Here is a 22,793-nt window from a genome sequence, read left to right as displayed (position 1 = left end):
GATTGAGTTTAAGTATAAATGACTATACCTTCAACTTAAACTCAATATTAAATTTATTCATCTACAATTATATACAATATCTCTCCTTTTTTAACTAAACCCAACTCTTCTCTTGCTATCTTTTCAATAAAACCTTTAGAGTTAATATGCTCTATCTGCTCCTTTAAATCTTCTTTGCTACTCTTTAACTTACTAATCTCATCTTGTAAGGCCAAGACCCTAGCCTCCATCACTTCTTTCTCCTGATTTCCTTGATAAAAATTATAAAGAATAGCAGAAAAGCAGAATAAAACTATAATTACTACTAAACGTCTTAGTTTAATAGATTTAGAAGGCTTCTTTTTCTTCTGCCTTCTGATATTATAATTTTCCATAATTGAATCCCACCTTATTAATGCTAAATGTAGTATTAATTCTTTCTTCATAACTAGTGTCATTCCTGCATCACCTCTTAAATCTTATCTTGAGCCAATTCTGTATATTTATAATTATTTTCTTAATATTATTATATATTAATAAGGTAAAATTTTTAAGCTTACCGATAATATAATAAATAAATTCAATTAATTTTGAAAATAATAAAATAATATAATCACTAAATAGCCAATAATAAATTATTTCTCCCAAGAGAACTCCTACAAAGACATATATTCTAATTACTCCCCCATTACTATAGATTAAAGCTATAAAGATAATTATAGTCACTATAATTGCAAATAATAAATCAAATATATCAGTAATAAGCCTTTTAGGCTTGATCTTTCCCCTTAAGACCCGATAAAAGTCAAATGCTACCCCGACTAAAATTCCAACAACCATCATATTTAAAAAGGTAAAGAATTGCAACTTCAAAGAAACCAACCTATCACCCCCTAATATTGACTACAATAAATAACAGGAAATAGATAAACTATATAACTAATTATTTAAATAATCTTTTAATAAAATTCTCTGCTTTCCCTTCTTGATTATATTTCAACTCTGTTACATATCCAGTTACAACCAATTGAGAATTCTCTAAATCTAAATGCTTTACATGTAAATTCTCACCGGAAATTGTTAAATTACCTAAATTACTTTCTAATAGAATCGCATCTTCAGTAAAATTAATAACTTCAGTAACACCTGTCAACTCTAAGTACTCTCTATTTGATAAAGTTAACTTCTGTTCTTTATTATCTTCCATCTGACCTGCCTCCTTAATGATACTCCTTTAGTAAACTTCATTTGAATCTAATTAATATTTATGAAATAGTAATTAAATCTATTCATTAACTATTAAGCTACTAAATAAAAATAAAAGCTTTCAGTTAAAAACTGAAAGCTTTTAGAAGGGATAATAATCGTCATTCCAAGGCAGGTCATATTTATATTTTTCTGTAATACTCTCTAGAGCATCCTTCTGAGCATTAGAAGTAGAATCAAAATCATTATGCTGCATAATCCAATTATCCAGTTCTTCATCATATCTACAGTCAATAAATTGATCAAACTCACCTTTTCTACTCCTCATAAAGTCACTCCTTAATAAATTTAGTGGATAATAAAAATTCTAACTAATATATATCAACTACTATTATTCTGCCTAAATATTAAAATTTTTAATCTAATAAATTAAAATTTAGTCTCAGACCACCTCTAAACTATCTAAAGTAATATTGCAAATTATAACTAAAGTTTACAAAATAAAAAAATCGCAAGAGAAGATTCTCCTGCGATTCTTATCTTTATCCGTCTATATAATATGAAAAAGATACTTATTACTTAGCATTAGTTAACATATGTGAAGATCACCAATTATGGTGATATGATAAAACGGTTCTTACATTGCTTTAGCATTCTAAATGATCTTATTGGCTTATAATATGAAGCATTTATCATCTTCTATAACTTATTATATACTTAAATTAGATAATTGCTTCTTCAGTTTCAGCATCGAAGATATGCATCTTTTTAAGATCAAATGCAATCTTCATTACATCTCCAACTTTAGCTTCACTTTGAGGATCTACAATAGCTACAATAGTTCTTTCTCCTACACTAAGATGTAGATGAATTGAAGAACCCATTGGCTCAATAACTTCTACTGTAGCTTCTACAGTATCTACATTCTCATTAGTTTCTACAAATGCAGGATCCATAATATCCTCTGGACGAATTCCAAATACAACCTCTTTACCAACATAAGTCTCTAATTCCTTCATAGCTTGGGACATCTTAGCAGGAATAGTTAAATCAAATCCTGTTCCTGTTAATACTAACTTATCACCTCTTGCTTCAATCTTAGCATCTAAGAAGTTCATTGCAGGGCTACCAATAAATCCTGCTACAAACATATTAGTTGGTTGGTTATAAAGCGTAATTGGATCATCAATCTGTTGGATAACTCCATCTTTCATTACAACAATACGATCTGCCAAAGTCATCGCTTCAACCTGATCATGTGTTACATAAATAGTTGTTGTCTGTAATCTTTCATGTAATTTACTCAACTCAGCTCTCATCTGTACTCTTAATTTAGCATCCAAGTTAGATAATGGCTCATCCATTAAGAATACCTTTGGTTCACGTACAATAGCACGACCCATAGCAACACGTTGACGCTGACCACCAGATAATTCTTTAGGCTTTCTATCTAATAAAGTTTCAATTCCTAATACTCTTGCAGCTTCTTTAACTCTTCTATCAATTTCTGAGCTATCAAACTTTCTTAATTTAAGTCCAAAAGCCATATTATCATATACATTCATATGTGGATATAAAGCATAGTTTTGGAATACCATTGCAATATCTCTATCCTTTGGAGCAACATCATTTACTAACTTATCACCAATATAAAGCTCTCCACCAGATATCTCTTCTAAACCGGCAACCATTCTTAAAGTTGTAGATTTAGCACATCCAGATGGTCCAACAAATACCATAAATTCTTTGTCCTGAATCTCAATATTTGCATCATAAACAGCCTGAAATCCATTTGGATAAATCTTATCAATATTCTTTAAAGTTACCTTAGCCATTTAAAATTTCCTCCTTATAGTTTGTAGTATATATTAAGTAGACTTTCTAACAATTAATTTACTTGTCAATATCTCTATATTCTCTTCAATATCTTCATCTTCAATCAAAGAAAATAGCTTTTTAGCTGAATTAGCACCAAGTTCATACATTGGCTGTGCTACAGTAGTTAGTGGTGGTTCTATTATAGAAGTTACAATAGTATCTTCAAAACCTACCACAGCTATCTCTTCTGGGATTAAATACCCTCCCATCTTAATCGCCTCAATTACCCCTACAGCAATTAAATCATTAGCTGCAAAGATCGCAGTAGGTGGTTCTTCTAAATTTAATAGCTCTAAAAAACCTTGATAACCACACTCCCTACTCCAATCTTTATTAATGATTAAACTTGGATCATAATCTAGATTATACTCTTTGAGTGCTTCTCGATATCCTCGGAAACGATTTTGCGCTGTCAAATTATCCTTAGGACCATTTATTAAAGCAATTCTTTTATGACCTCTCTCCAATAAATGTTTAGTAGCTTCAAAAGCACCAGTATTATTATCGATAATTACTGAAGGTAGCATAACTTCCTCTACCAATCGATTTGCTAATACAATAGGATAACCCGATAATCCCAAGTTAATGATTTTATTATTTGCTAGACCATTACCCAAAAAGATAATACCTGCAATCTTATTACCCTGTAGCCATTCTATATAAGCAGACTCTCTCTTTTCATCACTATCGGTATTACATACCATCACCTGATAACCATGTTTAGTAGCAATATCCTGAATAGCACGAGTAACCTCAGAGTAAAATAAGCTGGAAATGTCAGGTAGGATTAAACCTATCATATTGCTCTCTTGTCTAGCTAAATTACGAGCCAATAAATTGGGCTGATAATTATACCTTCTAGCAAGATTTAATATCTTCTGTTTTGTATCTTCTCCTACTCCTGGCTTATTGTTAATAGCTCGAGAAACAGTAGATTCCGATACCCCAAGCTTTGCTGCAATATCTTTCATTGTAATACTCATAATATCCACCTCATGGATTACGCAACCGCTTGAGTAAAGTTCAAAAAATAATTTCGCAACCGCTTGCGTAATAGTTATAACAAAAAAGAACCTACTACTCCTATTGCAGGTGTAACAAGTTCTTATAGACTTATGATCTTGTACTTATTTCTGCTTATGTATACATTATAGCATAATTGTATTTTAATAACAAGGGATTATTCTATTTTTTGATCGAATTTAAATTCGATCAAAAAATAGAATAATCCCTGCTTCTTGTTTCCTAAGATTTACATTTAACACGATTCCCTGATTAATAGCTCTGGTTCTAACTCTTTTTGAACTATTTCATCTCCATTACTTTGAATAGAATCAACTAAAAGTTCAACACCTAACTTCCCCATCTCAAACATAGGTTGGGCTATAGTAGTTAATTTTAAATATTTTGATAACTCTATATTATCATAACCAACCAAAGAGAAATCTTCAGGTACAGAATAACCCGCTTCATTAATAGCTTCTAATGCTCCAATAGCCTGAATGTCTGATGCAGCAAAGATAGCCGTAGGATAATCTTCTCTAGGTAAATCTAATATCTCTTTCATCATTTCATAGCCAGATTCCTTATTAAAGTCACCTATCTTTATCAACTCATCATAAACTCCAGTATTAGCTTCTAATAAAGCAGTTTTAAAGCCCTTCATTCTATCTTGCCCCTGTCTACAGTCCATACAGCCATTTAGAAAAGCTATTCTCTGATGATTTAAAGCGGTCAAATAGTTAGTAGCTTTCTTAGCTCCTGCCAAATCATCTACAAAAACAGAGCTGATCTTTTCATAAAAATCATTGACCAATACAAGTGGGACTCTAAGATTTTTAAATCTATTAATCTCATCTTCAGTCATTTTCATCGTAATTGCTAATACTCCATCTACTCTTTTCTCACTCAATATCCTATTTATGTATCTCTCTTTGTTGCTTATATTATAAGAATCATCAAAATTAACATTATATAAAACCAAATCCATATCCCGTTCTTCTAGTCCATGTTGAACTCCTTTTAGCACCTCTATAAAAAAATGGCTCGTAACTGCAGGTACCAAAATACCTATAGAGCCTGTCTTTTGTAAAGCCAACCCTCTAGCCATTGCATTTGGTTGATACTTTAATCTCTTAATAGCCTTTAAGACCTTCTTCTTAGTCTTATCACTAACCCTTTGACTATTATTTAATACTCTCGATACAGTACCAATTCCTACATTTGCTTCTTTAGCTACATCATAAATAGTAACCTTCTCCATATTTTAAACTTACACTCCTTCCCTGTAAAGGGGATAGAATAGTTTTTACAAATTATATTCTATTTAATGTAATTTATCAAATTTAATTAAAATTCAATGAGTATCATCTCATGATTAGTAAATTAAGAAAATTAATAATAAATTTAATCACTATCTCTATTATATAAAAATTATTATTATAACTCAATAATTTTTATTTTTTCTAACTCATCCTAATTTGTTTTATTATTTAAAGATAAAAGCTATATAATATAAAAAAGAGCAAACATTACAGACTTTGTTTGCTCTTTTTATATTTAATTATCCTATAAATTAATCAATTAACTCCATTACAGCTTCTTTTAACCTAGCCAACTTCTCATCTGCTGCCTGATTACTCTCTGCTGTAACTGAGAAGTAAAACTTAACCTTTGGCTCTGTTCCAGATGGTCTTACTGTTACTAAACTATCATCCTCTAATAAAAACTGTAGCACATTAGATTCTGGTAAATCGATAGACTGCTCTTCTCCACTAGCTACATTATATTCCTTACTAACTAAGTAATCCTTGATAACAACTACCTTCTGTCCATTGATCTCTGCTGGACTATCTTCTCTTAAAGATTTAAGTAAGGCAGCAATCTTCTCTTTTCCTTCTTTTCCTGGCATAGTAATTGCTTCCAAGTCAGCTTTATAATAACCATACTCTTCATACATTCTCATTAGTTCTTCATAGATTGAGCTCTCTTTAGATTTATAATAAGCTGCCATCTCTGCAATTAACATAGTAGCTACTATTGCATCCTTATCACGAGCATGGATTCCATATAAGTACCCATAGCTCTCTTCAAATCCAAAGATATACTCCTTATCATATTTTCCTTCTTCAAACTCTTTAATCTTTTCACCAATATATTTAAATCCAGTTAAAGTATCCATTACATCAAGACCATACTTCTTAGCAATCGGCTTAATCATCTCTGTTGTTACAACAGTCTTGATAACTACGCCATTCTTAGGCACCTCTGCTAAAGAGTTAACAATATACTCAGTTAATAGAACTCCTACTTGATTTCCATTTAAGAATACCCATTCTCCTTTAGTATCCTTAACAGCAATACCTACACGGTCTGCATCAGGGTCAGTTGCCATAATCAATTCTGCACCCTTCTCTTCAGCCAATTCAATCCCTAACTCAAATACTGCTGGCTCCTCTGGGTTAGGATAAGATACTGTAGAGAAGTTAGGATCAGGTTTCTCTTGCTCTGCTACTACATGCAGATTTTTAAAACCTAATTCATCTAAAACTCTCTGTACAGGCATATTTCCTGTCCCATGTAATGGGGTATAAACGATATGTAAGTCATCAGCCACCTTTTTAATAGCTTCAGGGTTTAAAGATAAATCCTTTAAAGTCTTGATATACTTGTCATCCATTTCAGGATCAATAATTTTAAATAGATCGTTTGCACGTGCCTCTTCTTCAGAGATAGTTTTAACATTGTCAAAGCTTTCAATAGCATTAACCTCTGCAATAATCCCTTTATCATGAGGTGAAACAACTTGGGCTCCATCTTCCCAATAGACTTTGTAACCATTGTACTCTGGCGGGTTATGGCTTGCTGTTACCATAATTCCTGCAGTTGCTCCCAACTCTCTAACTGCAAAAGAAAGCTCTGGAGTAGGTCTTAAATCATCAAATAGATAGGCTTTGATTCCACTTGCTGCTAGAACCAAGGCTGCTTCCACTGAAAACTCCCTTGATTTATGTCTAGAATCATGGGAAATCACTACACCTTTAGATTTGTCGCCATTCTTCTCGATATAGTTGGCCAAACCTTGAGTAGCCTTTCTAATAGTATACTTATTGATTCTATTAGTACCTGCTCCAATAATACCTCTCAAACCACCAGTTCCAAAGTCTAAGCTGGTATAGAATCTCTCTTCAATCTCCTTTTCATCACCAGCTATTGCCTTTAATTCTTCTTTGGTTTCTTGGTCAAAATAATCACTCTTTAACCATTCTTCATACTTAGCCTTATAACTCATAATATCTCTCCTTCTCTTTTAATTTCTCGTTATCTATTTTACACTAAGGTACTAGTTTTTAGCAAATAATTTCAAATAATCAATCTGCAAAAATTTTCTTATTGAAAGCGACTCTATAAAGATATGATATTAATTTGGTTATAGAACCCAAAAATTATAATAAGATTTACTCATCTATAATTATTAGCTTTTATCAATCAAAAGATTAAAATAATTCAACTAGAAAAAACCCCACTAATTTTTAGCAGGGTTTTTCATCAACTTCAAGCTCTCCTTTTAAGAAGTAGACTTTATATAATTTTATTCAAGACTAATTATTCGCTAAAATATAATTTTTTAGCTCTACTAATTCTTTAGCTTGCTGTGGATAATTATGAACTTCTAACTCCTCATAATTGGTCTTTTGTAAGAAATCAATTGTATCATCAACCTTCTTAAAGAAATTGATTATATGTTTTGACATAATCATATCACCCTTTCTTATAGAGTTATGAGCTTATAGTAATGATTATTGTTATCGATATTATATATTCTTAATCCTATTCTGTCAAGGATAAATCTCTAATTAATTTATAAAATTGAATTTTTGTTAAATTTATATAAAAATAGAATCTATATATAGGTAGATTTGCAATTTTAAAGTATAGAATAGAGCTACCTTTATAGAAAAATATTAAGACAATAACGAGTGGATAGGAAAAATCCAATTGGGGATTTTTCCATTACAAAGGGTTCAAAGAACCCAAAGGATGAGTGACAAGTGATTAGAATAGCTTCTTACCCGTTACCCATCACTCGTCACTGATTACTAAAGTGGCGTAATACCGCTATAAACTCTCATTTTAAATTCACATCTTTGGATAAATGCACAAAAAGCAGAGCTGATCAGCTCTGCTTTAAATATCTCTGATAATCTGGATTTACTATAGATGGAGGAACTTCACCTTTAATTATAGCCAGCACTCTGTTACTTGCCTCTTGTGACATCTTTCTTCTTGTCTCTGCTGTAGCTGTACCGATATGGGGAGTTAGAACCAAATTTGGAAGCTGACTTAACTCTTTAGGTACATTAGGTTCATCCTCAAAGACATCTAAAGCTGCTCCAGCAATCTCTTTATTTTGCAAAGCTTGAATTAAAGCTTCTTGATTAACCAATCCACCTCTAGCAGCATTAATCAAATAAGCAGTCTTTTTCATACTTGCTAATTGCTTAATGGAAATTAAATGATGGGTACTTGTTAGATAAGGAAGGTGCAATGTAATATAATCCATTGAAGTAAGTAGCTGCTCTAAAGGAAGATATGTTGCTTTAAAATCTAGTTTATTAGCATCAATCTGCTTAAGATCATAATAATAAATCTCCATTCCAAAGGTTTTAGCCCTTTTAGCTACTGCCTGCCCAATTCTACCAAAGCCAACTATACCAAGCTTCTTATCATATAAACTATTCCCTAAGATAAAGGTAGAGTCCCAGCTACTCTTCTGGCTTCTAGCAATCTGATTTGCTTCTATAATCTTACGAGATAAAGTCAGCATAAGAGCAAAGGTTAGTTCAGCAGTACTCTCTGTAACAGTATCAGGAAGGTTAGTAACAACAACCCCAGCCTTAGTTGCTGCTTGAATATCTATACTGTCATAGCCCACCCCATAACGGCTAATAATTTTTAGGTTAGTAGCTTTCTTAATAAAATCCTCCTTAATTTTAACTCCAGAAGCTATTATCCCATCTAAGCTAGGCGCAAGCTCTAATAACTCATCGTTGCTGATTACTGCTCCTGAGTAAATAGTTAAATCACAGTGCTTATCTAATTCTTTAAAGCCATCTTTAGGCATATTTTTAGTTACTAAGACTTTAAAAGCCAATTTCATTCCCCTCTTTTCTATATCATTATCTAGACATTAGTTCTATATAAGGTTAACTCTAACCCCTTATCTACTGAATAATTGATAGTTGCCTTATCGGTCATAAAGCCTACTATAGTAAATTCATCGGCATAATCTCTTTGCCCAATCAACTCCCAATAGTACTCCTCGACTTCAGATTGCTTTTCAATATTTAGTAATTCTCTAATCTCTTCTAACTTTGCTCCAGTAATATCCTTAGAGTTATCATTAAATTTAATTATTGTATTATTGCCATCAATCTCAATTTTAATATCCATCTTTGTTGCTTGATGTAAAAAAGAGAAAGATAATATTTCATCAAGCATCTTTATAATCTTCATCTTCTCATGTTTCATGCCTTTACCCATCCCTTCTTAAGGAGTCAAATATCGGAAATAAGATTGAGGCTACTAAACCACCTGAGAAACCATTGTTATATAGATTTAGACCTCCATGTAAATAGCCAATATTCATCACTACAGATAAATGTAGAAATCCTGCTATTATTCCACTGATATTTCCAAAAACCCCTGTTATGGGGGCTAAGGTAGTTGAGAATAATAATGCCAATATTAAAGCTGGATTACTTAAATCCCAAACATTTGTTAAGACACCAAGTAACACTCCTAAAACTACAGGAATTGTATTTAAAGGGTGCTTACCAAAAGCAGAAAAACCCACGATTGTAAATAGACCTCCTACAACGGGACCATTTAAAGGACTACCTAAGACTAGAATTAAAAGTGTGTAAAGCAACCCCATTATTCCCATATTAAATAATGTTAAGGCAAAGCCATCTCTAATTACAAAATCTGTGACTGTCCTTCCTGATCTTTCCCATAGCCTTTTAATCTCTTTGATACTCTTCTCATTTAAAATATAACCTAAAATCATCATCGATAAGAAGTATAAAATCAGAAAAGCACCTATTAGTTTGGTGTACTCTACTGTCCAAATCAATTGATTATCTGTATCAAATTCATAACTACGAAAGACTGACATTAGTAGAGTTCCTATTACTCCAGCTGTAAATCCTAGGTTATATAAATTAAAGCCTTGATGAACATTTAATAGGCTTGAAGCAACAGGTGGTAGAATAAATCCTATAATTATTCCAATTAAAGTTCCTAGTATAACTCCTTTTGCTGAAAATCCAAAGATGATTATAATTTGGCTGACCATAGGAGCTAGAGCTGTTCCAAATAAGGCTACAATAACATAATTTGCAAAGGGCTCCTTCTGATAAGCAGAATGTAACCAGACCCCAATCATTATTGGGCAGATATTTAAGGAATTCTTGCCAAACATAGCAAAACCAGTTACAGTAAAGACAGCAGCTATACTAATACCATTTAATTTAGACTTCTCTACCTTTAATAAGAATAAGGCTAGTAAACCTAACATACCTGCATTAAAAAAGGTAGCACCTAATCCACCTATACCTAAATAATCTGTAATCAATATATCAGATGAACGTATTATCTTATTTATCCCCAATAGAATATTTTTATAGTTATCAAAGATAAAACTAAATACTATTAGCAGTAAATTATAAGTAACTAAGATATTGAACTTTAGATTCTCTGATAATCTATCTATCATTTCTTACCTCCATTAATATTTTATAGGCAATCTATGAGAATTGTCTTTTCTCAAGAAGCTCACTTCTCCTCTTTAGATCTTTACATTTAGGGCAATACCTCTCTTTACTCTTATAAACAGCATAAGCAGGAACTTCAGATTTGCTTGCAATACATAATCTATGGAGCCCATCTTTGATATCAAAATGACCACAGTCAAACTCTAAAATCTCGATAGCTTCTTCTTCAAATACTTCTAATAACTGCTCTAAATACTCTTTATCCTCAGTCATTAAGAGTTGTTGGCGGTACTGATGATAATCTCTCATTAATTCTTGAAGCTGCCAACAATAATTCTCCTCAAGACTCAAATCAAGACTATTATCCCCTTCAGCTATTAAACAGACCCCAGATTCAAGCTGAGTACAGTCTTTATCAAAGGCATTTCTAATATAATAACGTTGTAAAGACTTTCTGATTACCTCTTTATCCAAAACTTCAGGTTGATAGTTACTAGACATTTCAGATCCTCCTTTAAGTTCTCATCTCCCCACTCTTATTAAGTCCATACTCTGTACCAATCGCCCCTAGAATTTCTGTAATAATAGTAGTAAAGAGGATAATATTTAAGATAAATTGACCAACATCAGAAAAATGAATAAATTCATGCTGGACATTATAAGCTAAATCTATAGAGACACCTATTTGGGGCAAAAGACCTAAGCCAATGTACTTTCTTACATTGGTAGGTGCTTTAGATAAAAAGGCACCTAATCTAGCACCTCCCACCTTACCAATCATCCTTGCTAGAGTATAGACTAAAGCAATTAAGAGAAAGGACTTGGAAGTGATATTATGAAATTGAATTTGGGTTCCTGCTAAGATGAAGAAGACTGTGTGGAGAGGAAGACTTAAGGTATCTATAATTTCAGAGATGCCTAGATACTTTTTAGAGAAGTTTCTAAAAGCAAATCCGATAGATAGATTAGTAATCAAAGGTGATATCCCTAAGAAGATGGCAACATCTGATCCACCAAAAACTGTTGCTAACAATAATAATATCTTCTTACTCTTCTCTTCAGAATATACCTCCATTAATTTCTGTGAAAAATATCCAATATTTAATCCCAATACTATTGCACCAATAATCTTAACTAAGGGTATTAAAAAGGAGTTAAAGAGAGAATAGTGCAAAGTTGGTGACACACTAATTAAAGCAATTGGCTTAATGAAGCTGAAGATTATAATAGCCAAGGCCTCATCAAGGGCTAAGACGATTAATAAGGTAGAGGTTAGCTCTCCTCTAGCTTTGTACTCCTTTAATACCAAGACCGTTGCCGCTGGTGCTGTTGCTGTAGCTATTGCTCCTAAGAGTAATGAAAAGAACAAAGGCTTACCGATTACTAGCATCGAGGTAGTTACCAAAGCAAAGGTCGCCAAAGATTCGATCAAAACAATCAAAGTAAACTCCAACTCTAGCTTCTTTAAAACCTTCAGATTCAACTCACTACCGATAATAAAGGAGATAAAGGATACTGCTAAGATGATTACATAGTCAAAGGAATGGATTAGATAAGAGTACCATTCCTTATGCTCTGCTGATAAGAAAGGGGCTTTTTTAATAAAACCAATACTGAATAAAATCCCAACTAAGATATCACCAACTACACTAGGAATTCTAAGCTTTTTAGTGATAACATGGGCAACAAAGGCAGCTATAAATAAGATCCCAACGATATAAATGATCTTATTACTTAAATGCTCTAACATGAATAATCGACTTAATTCATGCAAACTATGAATTGATTTAAATTCCATAAGATTACCTCCAAACTAAAAGAAGATAGCTTCTCTTTGCCCTTAAAGATTTCCTAAAGTATAGACTAATAAAGGGATAGTTACTAGTGATGCTAAAGTAGTTAAAAATATAGCTTCAGAGCCTAACACAGCATCACCACCAAATTTTTGGGCAAAGATGGCGGTATTAGCTGCTGCTGGCATCCCTGCTAAGATAACTGAGATATTAAAGACTATGAGATTTATATTTGGTACTACTTTTAAAACAGAGAGAACGATCAAAGGTGTAATAACTAATCTAACTAAAGTAATTGTCCATAATCTCCAGTTACTAAAGATATTAGAAACCTTGACTTCAGATAAGATACAACCTACTACAATCATCGATAAAGGTGTACTAGTCGAACCTAACATAGCTAAAGTAGTAGTGATTGAGTAAGGTAACTTGATTGGTAGAATGAATAATATTAGTCCTATTATTACCGAGAACATGCCGGGGTTTAATAATTTATCCCAAGATAGTTTCTTATTCCTTTTAGCATTAGAACCGATAATGATAATACCTAAAGTCCATACAAAGACCTTATACCACAAATTTGAGATTGTTACTAAAAATATCCCTTCCTTTCCAAAAAGCAAATTAACAACTGGATAACCTACAAAGGATACATTAGCAAAGATTAAAGAGAATTGGTAAACCCCCTTCTCTTCAGTAGTTGCTGGAATAAAATAGACTACTAAATAAGAGATTAAGATCATTAATAGATAAACCCCTAAACCTGTTAGAAATATATTTAAGACTTTACTTAATTGTTCTTGATTAAAATCTGAATCCATTGAATTGATAATTAAAGCTGGTAATGAGACATATATGATAAAACTTGATAGACTATTAGAAAAATGATCGTTAACCACCTTTAACTTCTTAATTGTAAAACCGACTAATAACAGAAGAAATAAGATTAGTATTTGATTGAATACTGTTAAAAAGTCTATTGTTATCATCCTTTCACCATAAAAATCTATATAACTAATTATCCTAAATACTTTAAAGGTGCCTCCTGTACTTGTTGCTTTGATAGATGATAGGATAAACCAATCAATCCAATAGATAAATCCTCATTTCTAACTGTAACCTCTTCTGGAAGTTCTAAATAAACAGGGGCAAAATTTAAAATGACTTCAACACCAGCCTCTACTAACTCATTAGCAATCTCTTGTGCTGCTGAGGCTGGTACAGCTATAATAGCCATCTTAACTTGATTTTTAGTGATTATATTACTGATATTTGCTATATCATAAAGCTCGATATCAGCTAGTTGGCTACTGTCCTTTTTTGAATCGATATCAAAGACATATTTAATCTTTAATCCCATCTTCTTAAATTCCTTATAAGAGATTAAAGCCTGACCTAAACTACCTGCCCCTACTAATGCTATCTCTATTTCATTATTTAAGCCTAGTATTTTCTCTAAAATCTCTAGCAAAGAAGAGACGGGATAACCCATTCCTCTGACCCCAAAATCATGGTAATAGGATATATCCATTCTAACATCATATAAATCTCTTCTGATTTGATTAGAATTGATTCCTGTTCTCTTCTCCAACTCCTTTGATGAAACAAAGTCTATCTTATACTCCTTTAGCTTCTTTAAACAACGATAATAAATAGGTAACCTATCCAAAGTTGTATTTGAAATTTTAGATTTTTTCATAATAACCTCCCAGTTATTCTTTTTATATAAATTTAAAGATTTTTCTCTATAAATTCAATAATATCCTTAGCCTTGGGTGGGCATCCCTTGATATTCTTAGTAGCCCCTCTAGTACAGACTCCAACCCCTAAACCTATTAACTCTTGATTCTGATAACCCTGTCCAATGTAGATTTTCTCCTTTAATCCTCTTAGCCTCCCTTGCTCATCTAATCTCTTTAAAGCATGAATTAGACTACCATAACAAGCTGAGCAGGCATCAGCTTCCTCAATATATTTAGCAAGTCCTTTGATCTTTCTAGATGGCTTAATCAACTGAACACCTTGGTCTTTATTCAATTCAATAATAACTGCCTTCTCTATAGCTGTACTACCAACTCCAATAGCTTCAGCCATTTTAATATAAGGAACATCATCTAAATTATGGCCCATTAACTCTGCTGCATAGGTATCGATTAGCACAGGATCTTTACCTACTATAACTCGGTTCATCTGGACTGGGTTTCCACCTTCTTCAAAGTCTAAATCTCCAATAATCCCATCAACAATAACCAAATCCTGCCTTAAAGCCTTATTTAAGTAGGCAATTGGCTTATGCAAACCTAGAGTATGGAACTTTCTCTTTTCATTATCTGTAATACACCCCTTTAAATTCTTCAAAGCACAGGTCATTCTAGTCTGGCAATGACCTTTTAAGACAGGCATATTAATCAAGTAATCTACTTCTACAGCCTGTTGGCAAAGATTAATATCAAGACCCATAACATGATGAGTTTGATATTTATCCTTTTGGAGATCGATTAAGGGAACATTATATCTTTTGGATAACTCCTCATAGCCACAAGCTTTAAAGGCTCTAGCAGTTCTATCTCCTACCCAAGATCCCTCTAGGATAATTAGATTATGATAGCCTTTAGATTGTAAATATTCAATCACTCCAGCCACTAAATTGGGGTCTGTAGTAGCACCAGAGCTTGATTTTTTAGCGACAACTAAATTAGGCTTAATCCCAATTAAAGACTCTGGTCTTATCTCTCTTTCAGGCTTGATCTCGGTTAAAAGTTCTATTATCATCTCTTTTGGACTGTCTCCATAACTGACATAGATATTATTTACCTTCACTTTATCCCTCCTTATTATAGAAAACAGCAATATATCTAAAGATACATTGCTGTCTAATTTAAAAAGTGCCCTTATTTATTAACAACATTGACTAGATTATCTGCTAAAAATTCTTTATTATCATCAGCAATATAATCAGAAGCTGCCTTGATATATAATAAAGTCTAGGGTAATAATAAAATCTTTAGCATCCAGTACTGGTTTTTTCAGCTAGCTACTTTAATCCTTAGTCTTTCTTCAAAGAGATATTGTTCAGTTTTTCATAGAATAGACCTAATCCCCCGTGGTCTACCTCTGTATGACCATCAGCCAATAACTTTTGCATCATCTCCATTACCTGAGATGCTAAAGGCATATATGTGTGTAACTCTCTACTTGTTTCAAAAGCATTTGTTAAATCCTTTACATGTAACTTCATCTTAAAGCCTGGGTCATACTCTCCTGCTATCATTCTAGGTGCTTTATCCTCTAAACATTGACTTCCAGCAAGCCCTCCTCTGATTGCATTGAAGATATTCTCTGGATCTACTCCTGCTTTCTTACCTAAGCTTAAGGCTTCTGCTACTGCAGCAATATTGATTCCAACAATTACTTGATTTACAAGCTTAGTTGTCTCTCCAGCACCAATACTTCCTACTAAAGTAACACTACCACCCATGATATCTAAGATTGCTTTATTCTCTTTAAATATATCTTCTTTACCTCCAACCATAAAGGCAACTGTTCCAGCTTCTGCACCCTCTTGCCCTCCACTAACTGGTGCGTCTAACATCTCAACACCTTTCTTCTCTAGCTCTGCAGCTACCTCCTGAGATACTAAAGGTGAGATTGAGCTCATATCGATTAATACTTGCCCCTCTTTAACTCCCTCAATTACTCCATTCTCTCCTAAAACTACTGCTTTAACATGAGGAGAGTTAGGAAGCATTGTAATAATAACCTCACTATTTTCTGCGATCTCTTTAGGAGTAGCTGCTAGCTCTGCTCCATACTCTTTCATTTCCTTTAAAACGTCCTGATTAATATCAAGAACGATCATTTCATGCCCTGCATCCATTAAATTCTTTGCCATAGGTTTTCCCATGATTCCTAATCCGATAAATCCAATTTTCTTCACTGTACATCTCTCCTTTTAGTTTAAATTCAGTAAAATTGTAATTAATTTACTCTATCTGTCAAGTTATTGGAGCTGGGTTAAATAAGCATAGTCTATTCTCAATCTGCCATTTATCAGCCCAAGTCTTCTTTTCACCACTTGCTACAGCCAGAATATATTCAAAAATCTCCTTTCCAACCTCTTTAATATCTACTTCTCCTGTAGCAATCCTACCAGCATCGATATCGATTAAGTCCTGCCATTTATCCTTTAAAACTGTACGGCTAGAGACCTTGATCACAGGAGCCATAGCTAGACCATAAGTAGTACCACGTCCTGTTGTAAAGACCTGTAAGGTGATACCTGCTGCTAATTGTAAGGTACCACAGACAAAATCACTGGCTGGAGTTGCTGCAAAGACAAGTCCTTTCTTCTTGACCTTCTCTCCTGGAGATAAGATATCTACTATTGGAGAGGTACCTGCTTTTTGAATAGACCCTAAAGATTTCTCTACTATATTAGCTAGCCCCCCTTGCTTATTACCAGGTGTTGGATTAGCATCTCGATCAACACTACCTAGATCTAGGTAGTTATCATACCAAGCTATCTCCTCTTTTAATTTTTCCCCAAGCTCTTGATTGACTATCCTTGGAGCAAGTAGGTGGAGTCCATCTCTAACCTCAGAAACCTCAGCAAAAATGACAGTAGCTCCTGTTCTAACCAATAAATCAGCTGCATAGCCTACTGCTGGATTCGCAGTAATCCCTGAAAAGGCATCACTACCACCACATTGCATCCCTACAACTAGTTCTGAAGCAGGGCAGATCTCTCTTTGACGTCTATTTAATATCTCTAAAGCCTCTTTAGCTCTACTTACAATAGTTTCTAGCATCTCTTCAAAGCCAGCTTCCTCTTGTAAGACTATTACATTCTTATCCATTCCTTTAAAGAGTCGGTCTGCTTCTAACTTTTCACAGCCTAAGCTAACAACTATTACCTCTCCAAAGTTTGGATTCTCACTAATATTCTTTAAAGTTCTAATTGGTATCTTAGCATTTGGAGAATTGATTGCTACTCCACAACCATAATTATGATTGATTGGTACAACTCCATCTACATTAGGATATTGAGGAAGTAACTCCTCTTCAATCTTTTTAATTGCACGATTTAGTACCCCTTCAGCACATTGGACACAAGAGAATATTCCTAATAAATTCTTAGTACCTACACTCCCATCACTATTTCTATAGCCCTTAAAGGTATATCCTTCTAAGGTCGGAAGCTCCTTAAGATTAGTTGCAAACTCTAATTTATCTAACTTGGGTGATGAAGGTAAGGTTACATTATATTGATTTATCCAGCTTCCCTTTTCGATTCTTTTAGCTGCATAACCAATTACATTACCATATCTGATTATCTCATCACCTTCTTCAAAATCCTTTAAAGCCACTTTATGTGCTTGAGGTATATCCTCTTTAACGATAATATCATCTTTTATCTTTGTACCAGCTTTTAAACCATTCTCATTGACAACTATCTCAACATTATCTTCTTCACTAATTCTAATTAATAAGGGTTTATTATCTACCATTGAATTCACCTCCGTTAATCTATACCATCATTATCCTTCATAAATCCATAATCCAGTAGTTGGATTATCTATAAAGAATACTTCTTCACCATTATCTAAAGTATTATAGCCATAAGTTAATTTTTCTGGCTTATAAGTAACTAAAGCCTCATCTAAAGGCATATAATTGTAATTAACTCCTTCTATCTCCTCTTGGGATAACTGTTTACAAGCATAAGTAACCTCAAATCTGCCATCAGAGGAGCCACGGATTAAGTGTCCTACAGCAGACCGATATTCCTGCAAATCCTCATTATTCTCTAGAGCAATAAGGGTAGCCTCTTTACCTGAATAACCATATTTTCTAATGATAGAGTCAATCCCTTTATCCTCTCCAAACTCCTTTAAGCCTGGAGCAATAATAATCAATTGACCACCATCTGCTAAGGCCATTCTTGTTCTATAAATTGCTTTATTGGCTAGCCAGGTACTTTTAAACTTAGCTCCTAAATAAACAACTACCTTCTTTAGTGGCTTTTCCAAATAAGTAATATTATTCTCTTGGCTTAGCTTTAAGGCTTCTTCAAAGATGCCTCGCTCTTTACCAATAAAGATTCCAAGCATCCCTGTTATCCCAGTATCTGCTTGAATATCTAGGGTATTTGCAGTTAAGATGTAAGTTAAAGGAATATCCTTTAACAATCTCTCTTCACCATAATCAAATAACTTACGAACTGGAGAGTGGTCTTGACCTAAAAACCGCTCTAAACCATAAGCCCCCCCAATAAAATGAGATTGATTGATCATCTCTTCACCACCACAGCCTACAAAGATGTTCTTACTATAGTTAGACATCCCTATTACTGCATGGGGCAAGACTTGACCAACAGAGATGATTAAATCATACTCTCCACTAACTAGCCTATAATTGATCTTGACCTCAATATCCTCTGTTACTATCCCTTCAGATACCTCACTCACATAAGCTCCTGGGATTACCCCAACAGTTACAGTATCTTCACGCCAGTTATGGACTAGATATCTATCTAGAGGTATCTTCTCTCCAAACATATCTATTAACTGCTCTGTACTCATTGGACTATGAGTCCCTAATGCAGGCATTATCTCTATCTGTTTATCAGGTAATTTAGAGTAGAGTATTCTTATTAACTCACCTATCCCAGCATGTTTACGGGTAGAGTCTGGTGGTAATAATAGAATCTTTTTAACATCTTTTGAGATTGAAGAAACAAATCTTTCAATCAGCTCTTCTTTCTCCTTAGTAGTTAGAAACTCTCCTGGATTGGCTTTTAAAAAGAGATTTTCCATCTTAACCTCCCTGTATTATTAATTTAATAAGCTTATTTGATTATTACAGAATATCCTGTGCACTATTTGGCAAAGCAATTGAATTTGGAATATTGGATTGCTTTACCTAATGCTACAAAGGAACTTTTTTTATTTTGTAGATAGATTTACACTGGTTTAGATCTAAACCAGTGTAAATCTATCATATCTAAATTACAATGGCATTAGTAATTTTTAATTAGTCTTTCTTTAAAGAGATATTGTTCAGTTTTTCATAGAATAATCCTAATCCACCATGATCTACCTCTGTATGACCATCAGATAATAGCTTTTGCATCATCTGCATTACTTGAGATGCTAATGGCATATATGTGTGTAACTCTCTACTTGTTTCAAAAGCATTTGTTAAATCCTTTACATGTAACTTCATCTTAAATCCTGGGTCATACTCTCCAGCTATCATTCTAGGTGCTTTATCCTCTAAACATTGGCTACCAGCAAGTCCTCCTCTAATTGCATTGAAGATATTCTCAGGATTTACCCCTGCTTTCTTACCAAAGCTTAAAGCTTCAGCTACTGCTGCAATATTGATACCAACGATTACTTGATTTACAAGCTTAGTAGTCTCTCCAGCACCGATACTTCCTACTAAAGTAACACTACCACCCATGATATCTAAGATAGCTCTATTCTCTTCAAATACCTCTTCTTTACCTCCAACCATAAAGGCTACTGTTCCAGCTTCTGCACCTTCTTGACCACCACTAACTGGTGCATCTAACATTTCAACACCTTTCTTCTCTAGCTCTGCAGCTACCTCTTGAGATACTAAAGGTGAGATTGAGCTCATATCGATTAATACTTGCCCCTCTTTAACTCCCTCAATTACTCCATTCTCTCCTAAAACTACTGCTTTAACATGAGGAGAGTTAGGAAGCATTGTAATAATAACCTCACTATTTTCTGCGATCTCTTTAGGAGTAGCTGCTACCTCTGCTCCATACTCTTTCATTTCCTTTAAAACGTCCTGATTAATATCAAGAACGATCATTTCATGCCCTGCATCCATTAAATTCTTTGCCATAGGTTTACCCATAATTCCTAATCCAATAAATCCAATCTTCTTCACTGTACATCTCTCCTTTTAGTTTGATTTAGTAAATTTATAAATAATTTAAATAAGACCTAAATTATCTAAGATACCCTTTAACTTAGCTCTTTCTTCTTCACCAATTGACTCTACAGGTGATAAAGTATCACCAGCATCAATTCCCATTAGCTTTAATCCTTCTTTCATAATTACAGGGAAGGTTCCTAGACTAAAGGCTAAGCGAAGTGGAGCCAATTCAAACTGTGCTTTACGAGCCTCTTCTATATTTCCTTGAATATACTCCTCATAGATTCTAACGATCAACTCTGGTGCTATATTAGATGTTGAACTGATTGCACCCTTTCCTCCATAAACTAATGTACTTAAGATTAAAGTATCTGAACCAGCTAAAACAGTAAAATCATCAGGTGTTCTTCTAATAAACTCTCCTGTTAGAGTCATATTACCACTAGTATCCTTGATTCCAGCTATGTTATCTATCTGACTTAGTTTCTCCATTAAGTCAGCACTGACATTAACACCAGTTCTAGCAGGGTTATTGTACAATAATACAGGAATATCTACACTTTCAGCAACTGCCTTATAATGATTATAAAGCTCATTCTCACTAGGTCTAATAAACATCGGTGTTAGAACTGAAACTGCATCTGCTCCTGCATCCTCTGCCATCTGTGTTACCTGAATAGTCTCTTTAGTAGTAATCATTCCTGTAGCAGCATAAATAGGTAATCTACCATTAGCCTCTTCTATAACAATTTCAAGAGCTTCCCTTTTTTGATCTAGAGTCAACCCATAATATTCACCTGTACTTCCTACTGGAAATAATCCATGAACGCCACCATCTATTAGGTGATTAGTCAGCTTTCTTAAAGCAGCTTTATTTAAATTCCCTTCCTTATCCATAGGTGTGACCATGGCAGGGATAATTCCTTTAATCTCAAAATCCATTTCACCACATCCTTAATCTTGGTATCTATTTAATCATTCCCTTTTAAAATGATTTATAAATAGTATTAATCCTAAATCTTTATTTCCAAGGGTTTAATTATTATTTTAGCTTATATATTCAAAAGCTATCCCCATATCAGGTGCTGATGTCTCTATTTTTAAAGCTCTCATTATCTGTTCAGCTATAAACTGTAGCCACTCTTCTGTAGGTTGATCTTCCATAGAGACAGATGGATCTTGATACATATTAAAGACAGCATCTATTCCTTCACCAAGTACCTTCTCTACACCATCTCCAAAGATAGCTGAGATAGCTATGACAGGTAAGCCAAATTCCTTTGCCTTCTTAGCAACACCAATTGGAGTCTTGCCATTAACTGTCTGACTATCTAACCTACCTTCACCTGTGATAACTAAATCTACACCTTTCATCCTAGCAGCCAAGTTAGTAGCATCTAAGATAATATCAACTCCAGTTTCAAGCTTTGCATCTAAGAAGGCGACTAGTCCTGCCCCTAAACCTCCAGCTGCTCCCCCACCCACTATACTCTGTACATCCTTAGCAAGGTCTCTTTTTACAACTTCAGCCAAATGGCGTAGATTATCATCCAAAATTTTAATCATCTCCGGGGTTGCACCCTTTTGAGGACCATAAATGTGGGCAGCACCCTCTGGACCATAAAGGCAATTTGTTACATCACATGCAACTCTAATCTTTACATCCTTGATCCTAGGGTCTAGTCCACTCATATCAATTGACTCAATCTTATCTAATTCTCCTCCACCAAACCCAATCTCTTCACCACTACTATCTAAGAATTTGACCCCTAATGCTTGAGCCATTCCAACCCCACCATCATTAGTTGCACTACCACCAATCCCAATGATTAGCTCTTTTACACCCTTATCTAGAGCAGCTTTGATCAACTCACCGGTCCCATAGGTAGTAGTTTTCATTGGGTTGAGATCTTGCTCTGAGATAAGTGGTAAGCCAGAAGCAACTGCCATCTCTACAACTCCTGTATTATCCTTTGCTAGATAGCCAAAATAACCTTCTACTTTATCACCAAGAGGACCAACTACCTCTTTTTCTATAACCTCTCCTTGGTTAGCATCAACTAATGACTGTAAAGTACCTTCTCCACCATCAGCCATCGGTACTTTCAAAACCTCTGCATCTGGTAGAATCCTTAAAATCCCTTTTTCGATATTCTCTGCAACTTCTAATGCAGTCAAACTTCCTTTAAATGAATCTGGGGCTATGAGTATCTTCATTAATTCACCTCCCTAGTTATCTTTACTATTATCT

The 22,793-nt window shown here is 33.9% G+C and carries 23 protein-coding genes; all 23 read right to left on the bottom strand.

Annotation, left to right across the window (positions count from 1 at the left end):
* Window positions 1-53 precede the first annotated feature (53 nt).
* The 23 genes from BX659_RS15825 to BX659_RS15720 all read right to left on the bottom strand — a co-directional run bounded on the left by BX659_RS15825 (window position 54) and on the right by BX659_RS15720 (window position 22,759).
* The gene (locus tag BX659_RS15825; RefSeq protein ID WP_172431892.1) at window positions 54-374 is read right to left on the bottom strand and encodes an FtsB family cell division protein; all 321 of its coding nucleotides are present in this window, start codon (window positions 372-374) and stop codon (window positions 54-56) included.
* Window positions 375-444: 70 nt separating this feature from the next.
* Entirely contained in the window at window positions 445-861 is a 417-nt protein-coding gene (gene yabQ, locus BX659_RS15820) for a spore cortex biosynthesis protein YabQ (RefSeq protein WP_097017904.1), read from the bottom strand.
* Between the two features lie 61 nt (window positions 862-922).
* Window positions 923-1,186 carry a sporulation protein YabP gene (gene yabP, locus BX659_RS15815; protein ID WP_097017903.1) on the bottom strand — a complete coding sequence of 88 codons (264 nt, stop codon included), beginning with the start codon at window positions 1,184-1,186 and terminating at the stop codon, window positions 923-925.
* A 141-nt stretch (window positions 1,187-1,327) separates the two neighbouring features.
* Window positions 1,328-1,513, bottom strand: a complete 186-nt coding sequence (locus BX659_RS15810; protein WP_097017902.1) for a hypothetical protein — start codon at window positions 1,511-1,513, stop codon at window positions 1,328-1,330.
* A gap of 394 nt (window positions 1,514-1,907) precedes the next feature.
* A complete protein-coding gene (locus tag BX659_RS15805; RefSeq protein ID WP_097017901.1) occupies window positions 1,908-3,020 on the bottom strand; it encodes an ABC transporter ATP-binding protein in 1,113 nt (370 codons plus the stop codon).
* A 33-nt stretch (window positions 3,021-3,053) separates the two neighbouring features.
* Window positions 3,054-4,046, bottom strand: coding sequence for a LacI family DNA-binding transcriptional regulator (locus tag BX659_RS15800; protein ID WP_097017900.1), 993 nt, complete (start codon window positions 4,044-4,046; stop codon window positions 3,054-3,056).
* Between the two features lie 275 nt (window positions 4,047-4,321).
* Window positions 4,322-5,326 (bottom strand): LacI family DNA-binding transcriptional regulator, encoded by a 1,005-nt coding sequence (locus BX659_RS15795; RefSeq protein ID WP_097017899.1) that lies wholly within the window; start codon window positions 5,324-5,326, stop codon window positions 4,322-4,324.
* A 312-nt stretch (window positions 5,327-5,638) separates the two neighbouring features.
* A complete protein-coding gene (locus BX659_RS15790) occupies window positions 5,639-7,354 on the bottom strand; it encodes a phospho-sugar mutase (RefSeq protein WP_097017898.1) in 1,716 nt (571 codons plus the stop codon).
* 310 nt (window positions 7,355-7,664) lie between these two features.
* Window positions 7,665-7,817, bottom strand: coding sequence for a hypothetical protein (locus BX659_RS19100; RefSeq protein WP_172431891.1), 153 nt, complete (start codon window positions 7,815-7,817; stop codon window positions 7,665-7,667).
* A gap of 422 nt (window positions 7,818-8,239) precedes the next feature.
* Entirely contained in the window at window positions 8,240-9,217 is a 978-nt protein-coding gene (locus BX659_RS15785; protein WP_172431890.1) for an NAD(P)-dependent oxidoreductase, read from the bottom strand.
* A 29-nt stretch (window positions 9,218-9,246) separates the two neighbouring features.
* The gene (locus BX659_RS15780) at window positions 9,247-9,594 is read right to left on the bottom strand and encodes a hypothetical protein (protein WP_106231947.1); all 348 of its coding nucleotides are present in this window, start codon (window positions 9,592-9,594) and stop codon (window positions 9,247-9,249) included.
* A 4-nt stretch (window positions 9,595-9,598) separates the two neighbouring features.
* On the bottom strand, window positions 9,599-10,840 hold the full coding sequence (locus BX659_RS15775) for a DUF1576 domain-containing protein (protein ID WP_097017895.1): 1,242 nt from the start codon (window positions 10,838-10,840) through the stop codon (window positions 9,599-9,601).
* Window positions 10,841-10,871: 31 nt separating this feature from the next.
* Window positions 10,872-11,339 carry a hypothetical protein gene (locus BX659_RS15770; RefSeq protein WP_097017894.1) on the bottom strand — a complete coding sequence of 156 codons (468 nt, stop codon included), beginning with the start codon at window positions 11,337-11,339 and terminating at the stop codon, window positions 10,872-10,874.
* Between the two features lie 13 nt (window positions 11,340-11,352).
* Window positions 11,353-12,636, bottom strand: coding sequence for a cation:proton antiporter (locus BX659_RS15765; RefSeq protein WP_097017893.1), 1,284 nt, complete (start codon window positions 12,634-12,636; stop codon window positions 11,353-11,355).
* 42 nt (window positions 12,637-12,678) lie between these two features.
* Complete coding sequence (locus tag BX659_RS15760; protein WP_172431889.1) at window positions 12,679-13,620, bottom strand: AEC family transporter; 942 nt, start codon at window positions 13,618-13,620, stop codon at window positions 12,679-12,681.
* Between the two features lie 29 nt (window positions 13,621-13,649).
* Window positions 13,650-14,330, bottom strand: a complete 681-nt coding sequence (locus BX659_RS15755; RefSeq protein WP_097017892.1) for a redox-sensing transcriptional repressor Rex — start codon at window positions 14,328-14,330, stop codon at window positions 13,650-13,652.
* A gap of 32 nt (window positions 14,331-14,362) precedes the next feature.
* Window positions 14,363-15,451 carry a DUF362 domain-containing protein gene (locus BX659_RS15750; RefSeq protein ID WP_097017891.1) on the bottom strand — a complete coding sequence of 363 codons (1,089 nt, stop codon included), beginning with the start codon at window positions 15,449-15,451 and terminating at the stop codon, window positions 14,363-14,365.
* 226 nt (window positions 15,452-15,677) lie between these two features.
* Window positions 15,678-16,568, bottom strand: a complete 891-nt coding sequence (gene garR / locus BX659_RS15745; RefSeq protein ID WP_097017890.1) for a 2-hydroxy-3-oxopropionate reductase — start codon at window positions 16,566-16,568, stop codon at window positions 15,678-15,680.
* A gap of 58 nt (window positions 16,569-16,626) precedes the next feature.
* Window positions 16,627-18,138: a galactarate dehydratase gene (gene garD / locus BX659_RS15740; RefSeq protein ID WP_097017889.1), complete on the bottom strand. Its 1,512-nt coding sequence runs from the start codon at window positions 18,136-18,138 to the stop codon at window positions 16,627-16,629.
* Window positions 18,139-18,168: 30 nt separating this feature from the next.
* On the bottom strand, window positions 18,169-19,446 hold the full coding sequence (locus BX659_RS15735; protein ID WP_097017888.1) for a lactate racemase domain-containing protein: 1,278 nt from the start codon (window positions 19,444-19,446) through the stop codon (window positions 18,169-18,171).
* Window positions 19,447-19,663: 217 nt separating this feature from the next.
* Entirely contained in the window at window positions 19,664-20,554 is an 891-nt protein-coding gene (garR, locus tag BX659_RS15730) for a 2-hydroxy-3-oxopropionate reductase (protein ID WP_097017887.1), read from the bottom strand.
* 45 nt (window positions 20,555-20,599) lie between these two features.
* A complete protein-coding gene (gene dapA, locus BX659_RS15725) occupies window positions 20,600-21,484 on the bottom strand; it encodes a 4-hydroxy-tetrahydrodipicolinate synthase (protein WP_097017886.1) in 885 nt (294 codons plus the stop codon).
* 105 nt (window positions 21,485-21,589) lie between these two features.
* Complete coding sequence (locus BX659_RS15720; protein ID WP_097017885.1) at window positions 21,590-22,759, bottom strand: glycerate kinase; 1,170 nt, start codon at window positions 22,757-22,759, stop codon at window positions 21,590-21,592.
* Window positions 22,760-22,793 lie beyond the last annotated feature (34 nt).

This window comes from Orenia metallireducens (assembly GCF_003001995.1).
GTDB lineage: Bacteria > Bacillota > Halanaerobiia > Halobacteroidales > Halobacteroidaceae > Orenia > Orenia metallireducens_B.
Note: the sequence above shows the minus strand (reverse complement) of the source record. Positions and strands in the feature narration are given on the sequence as shown.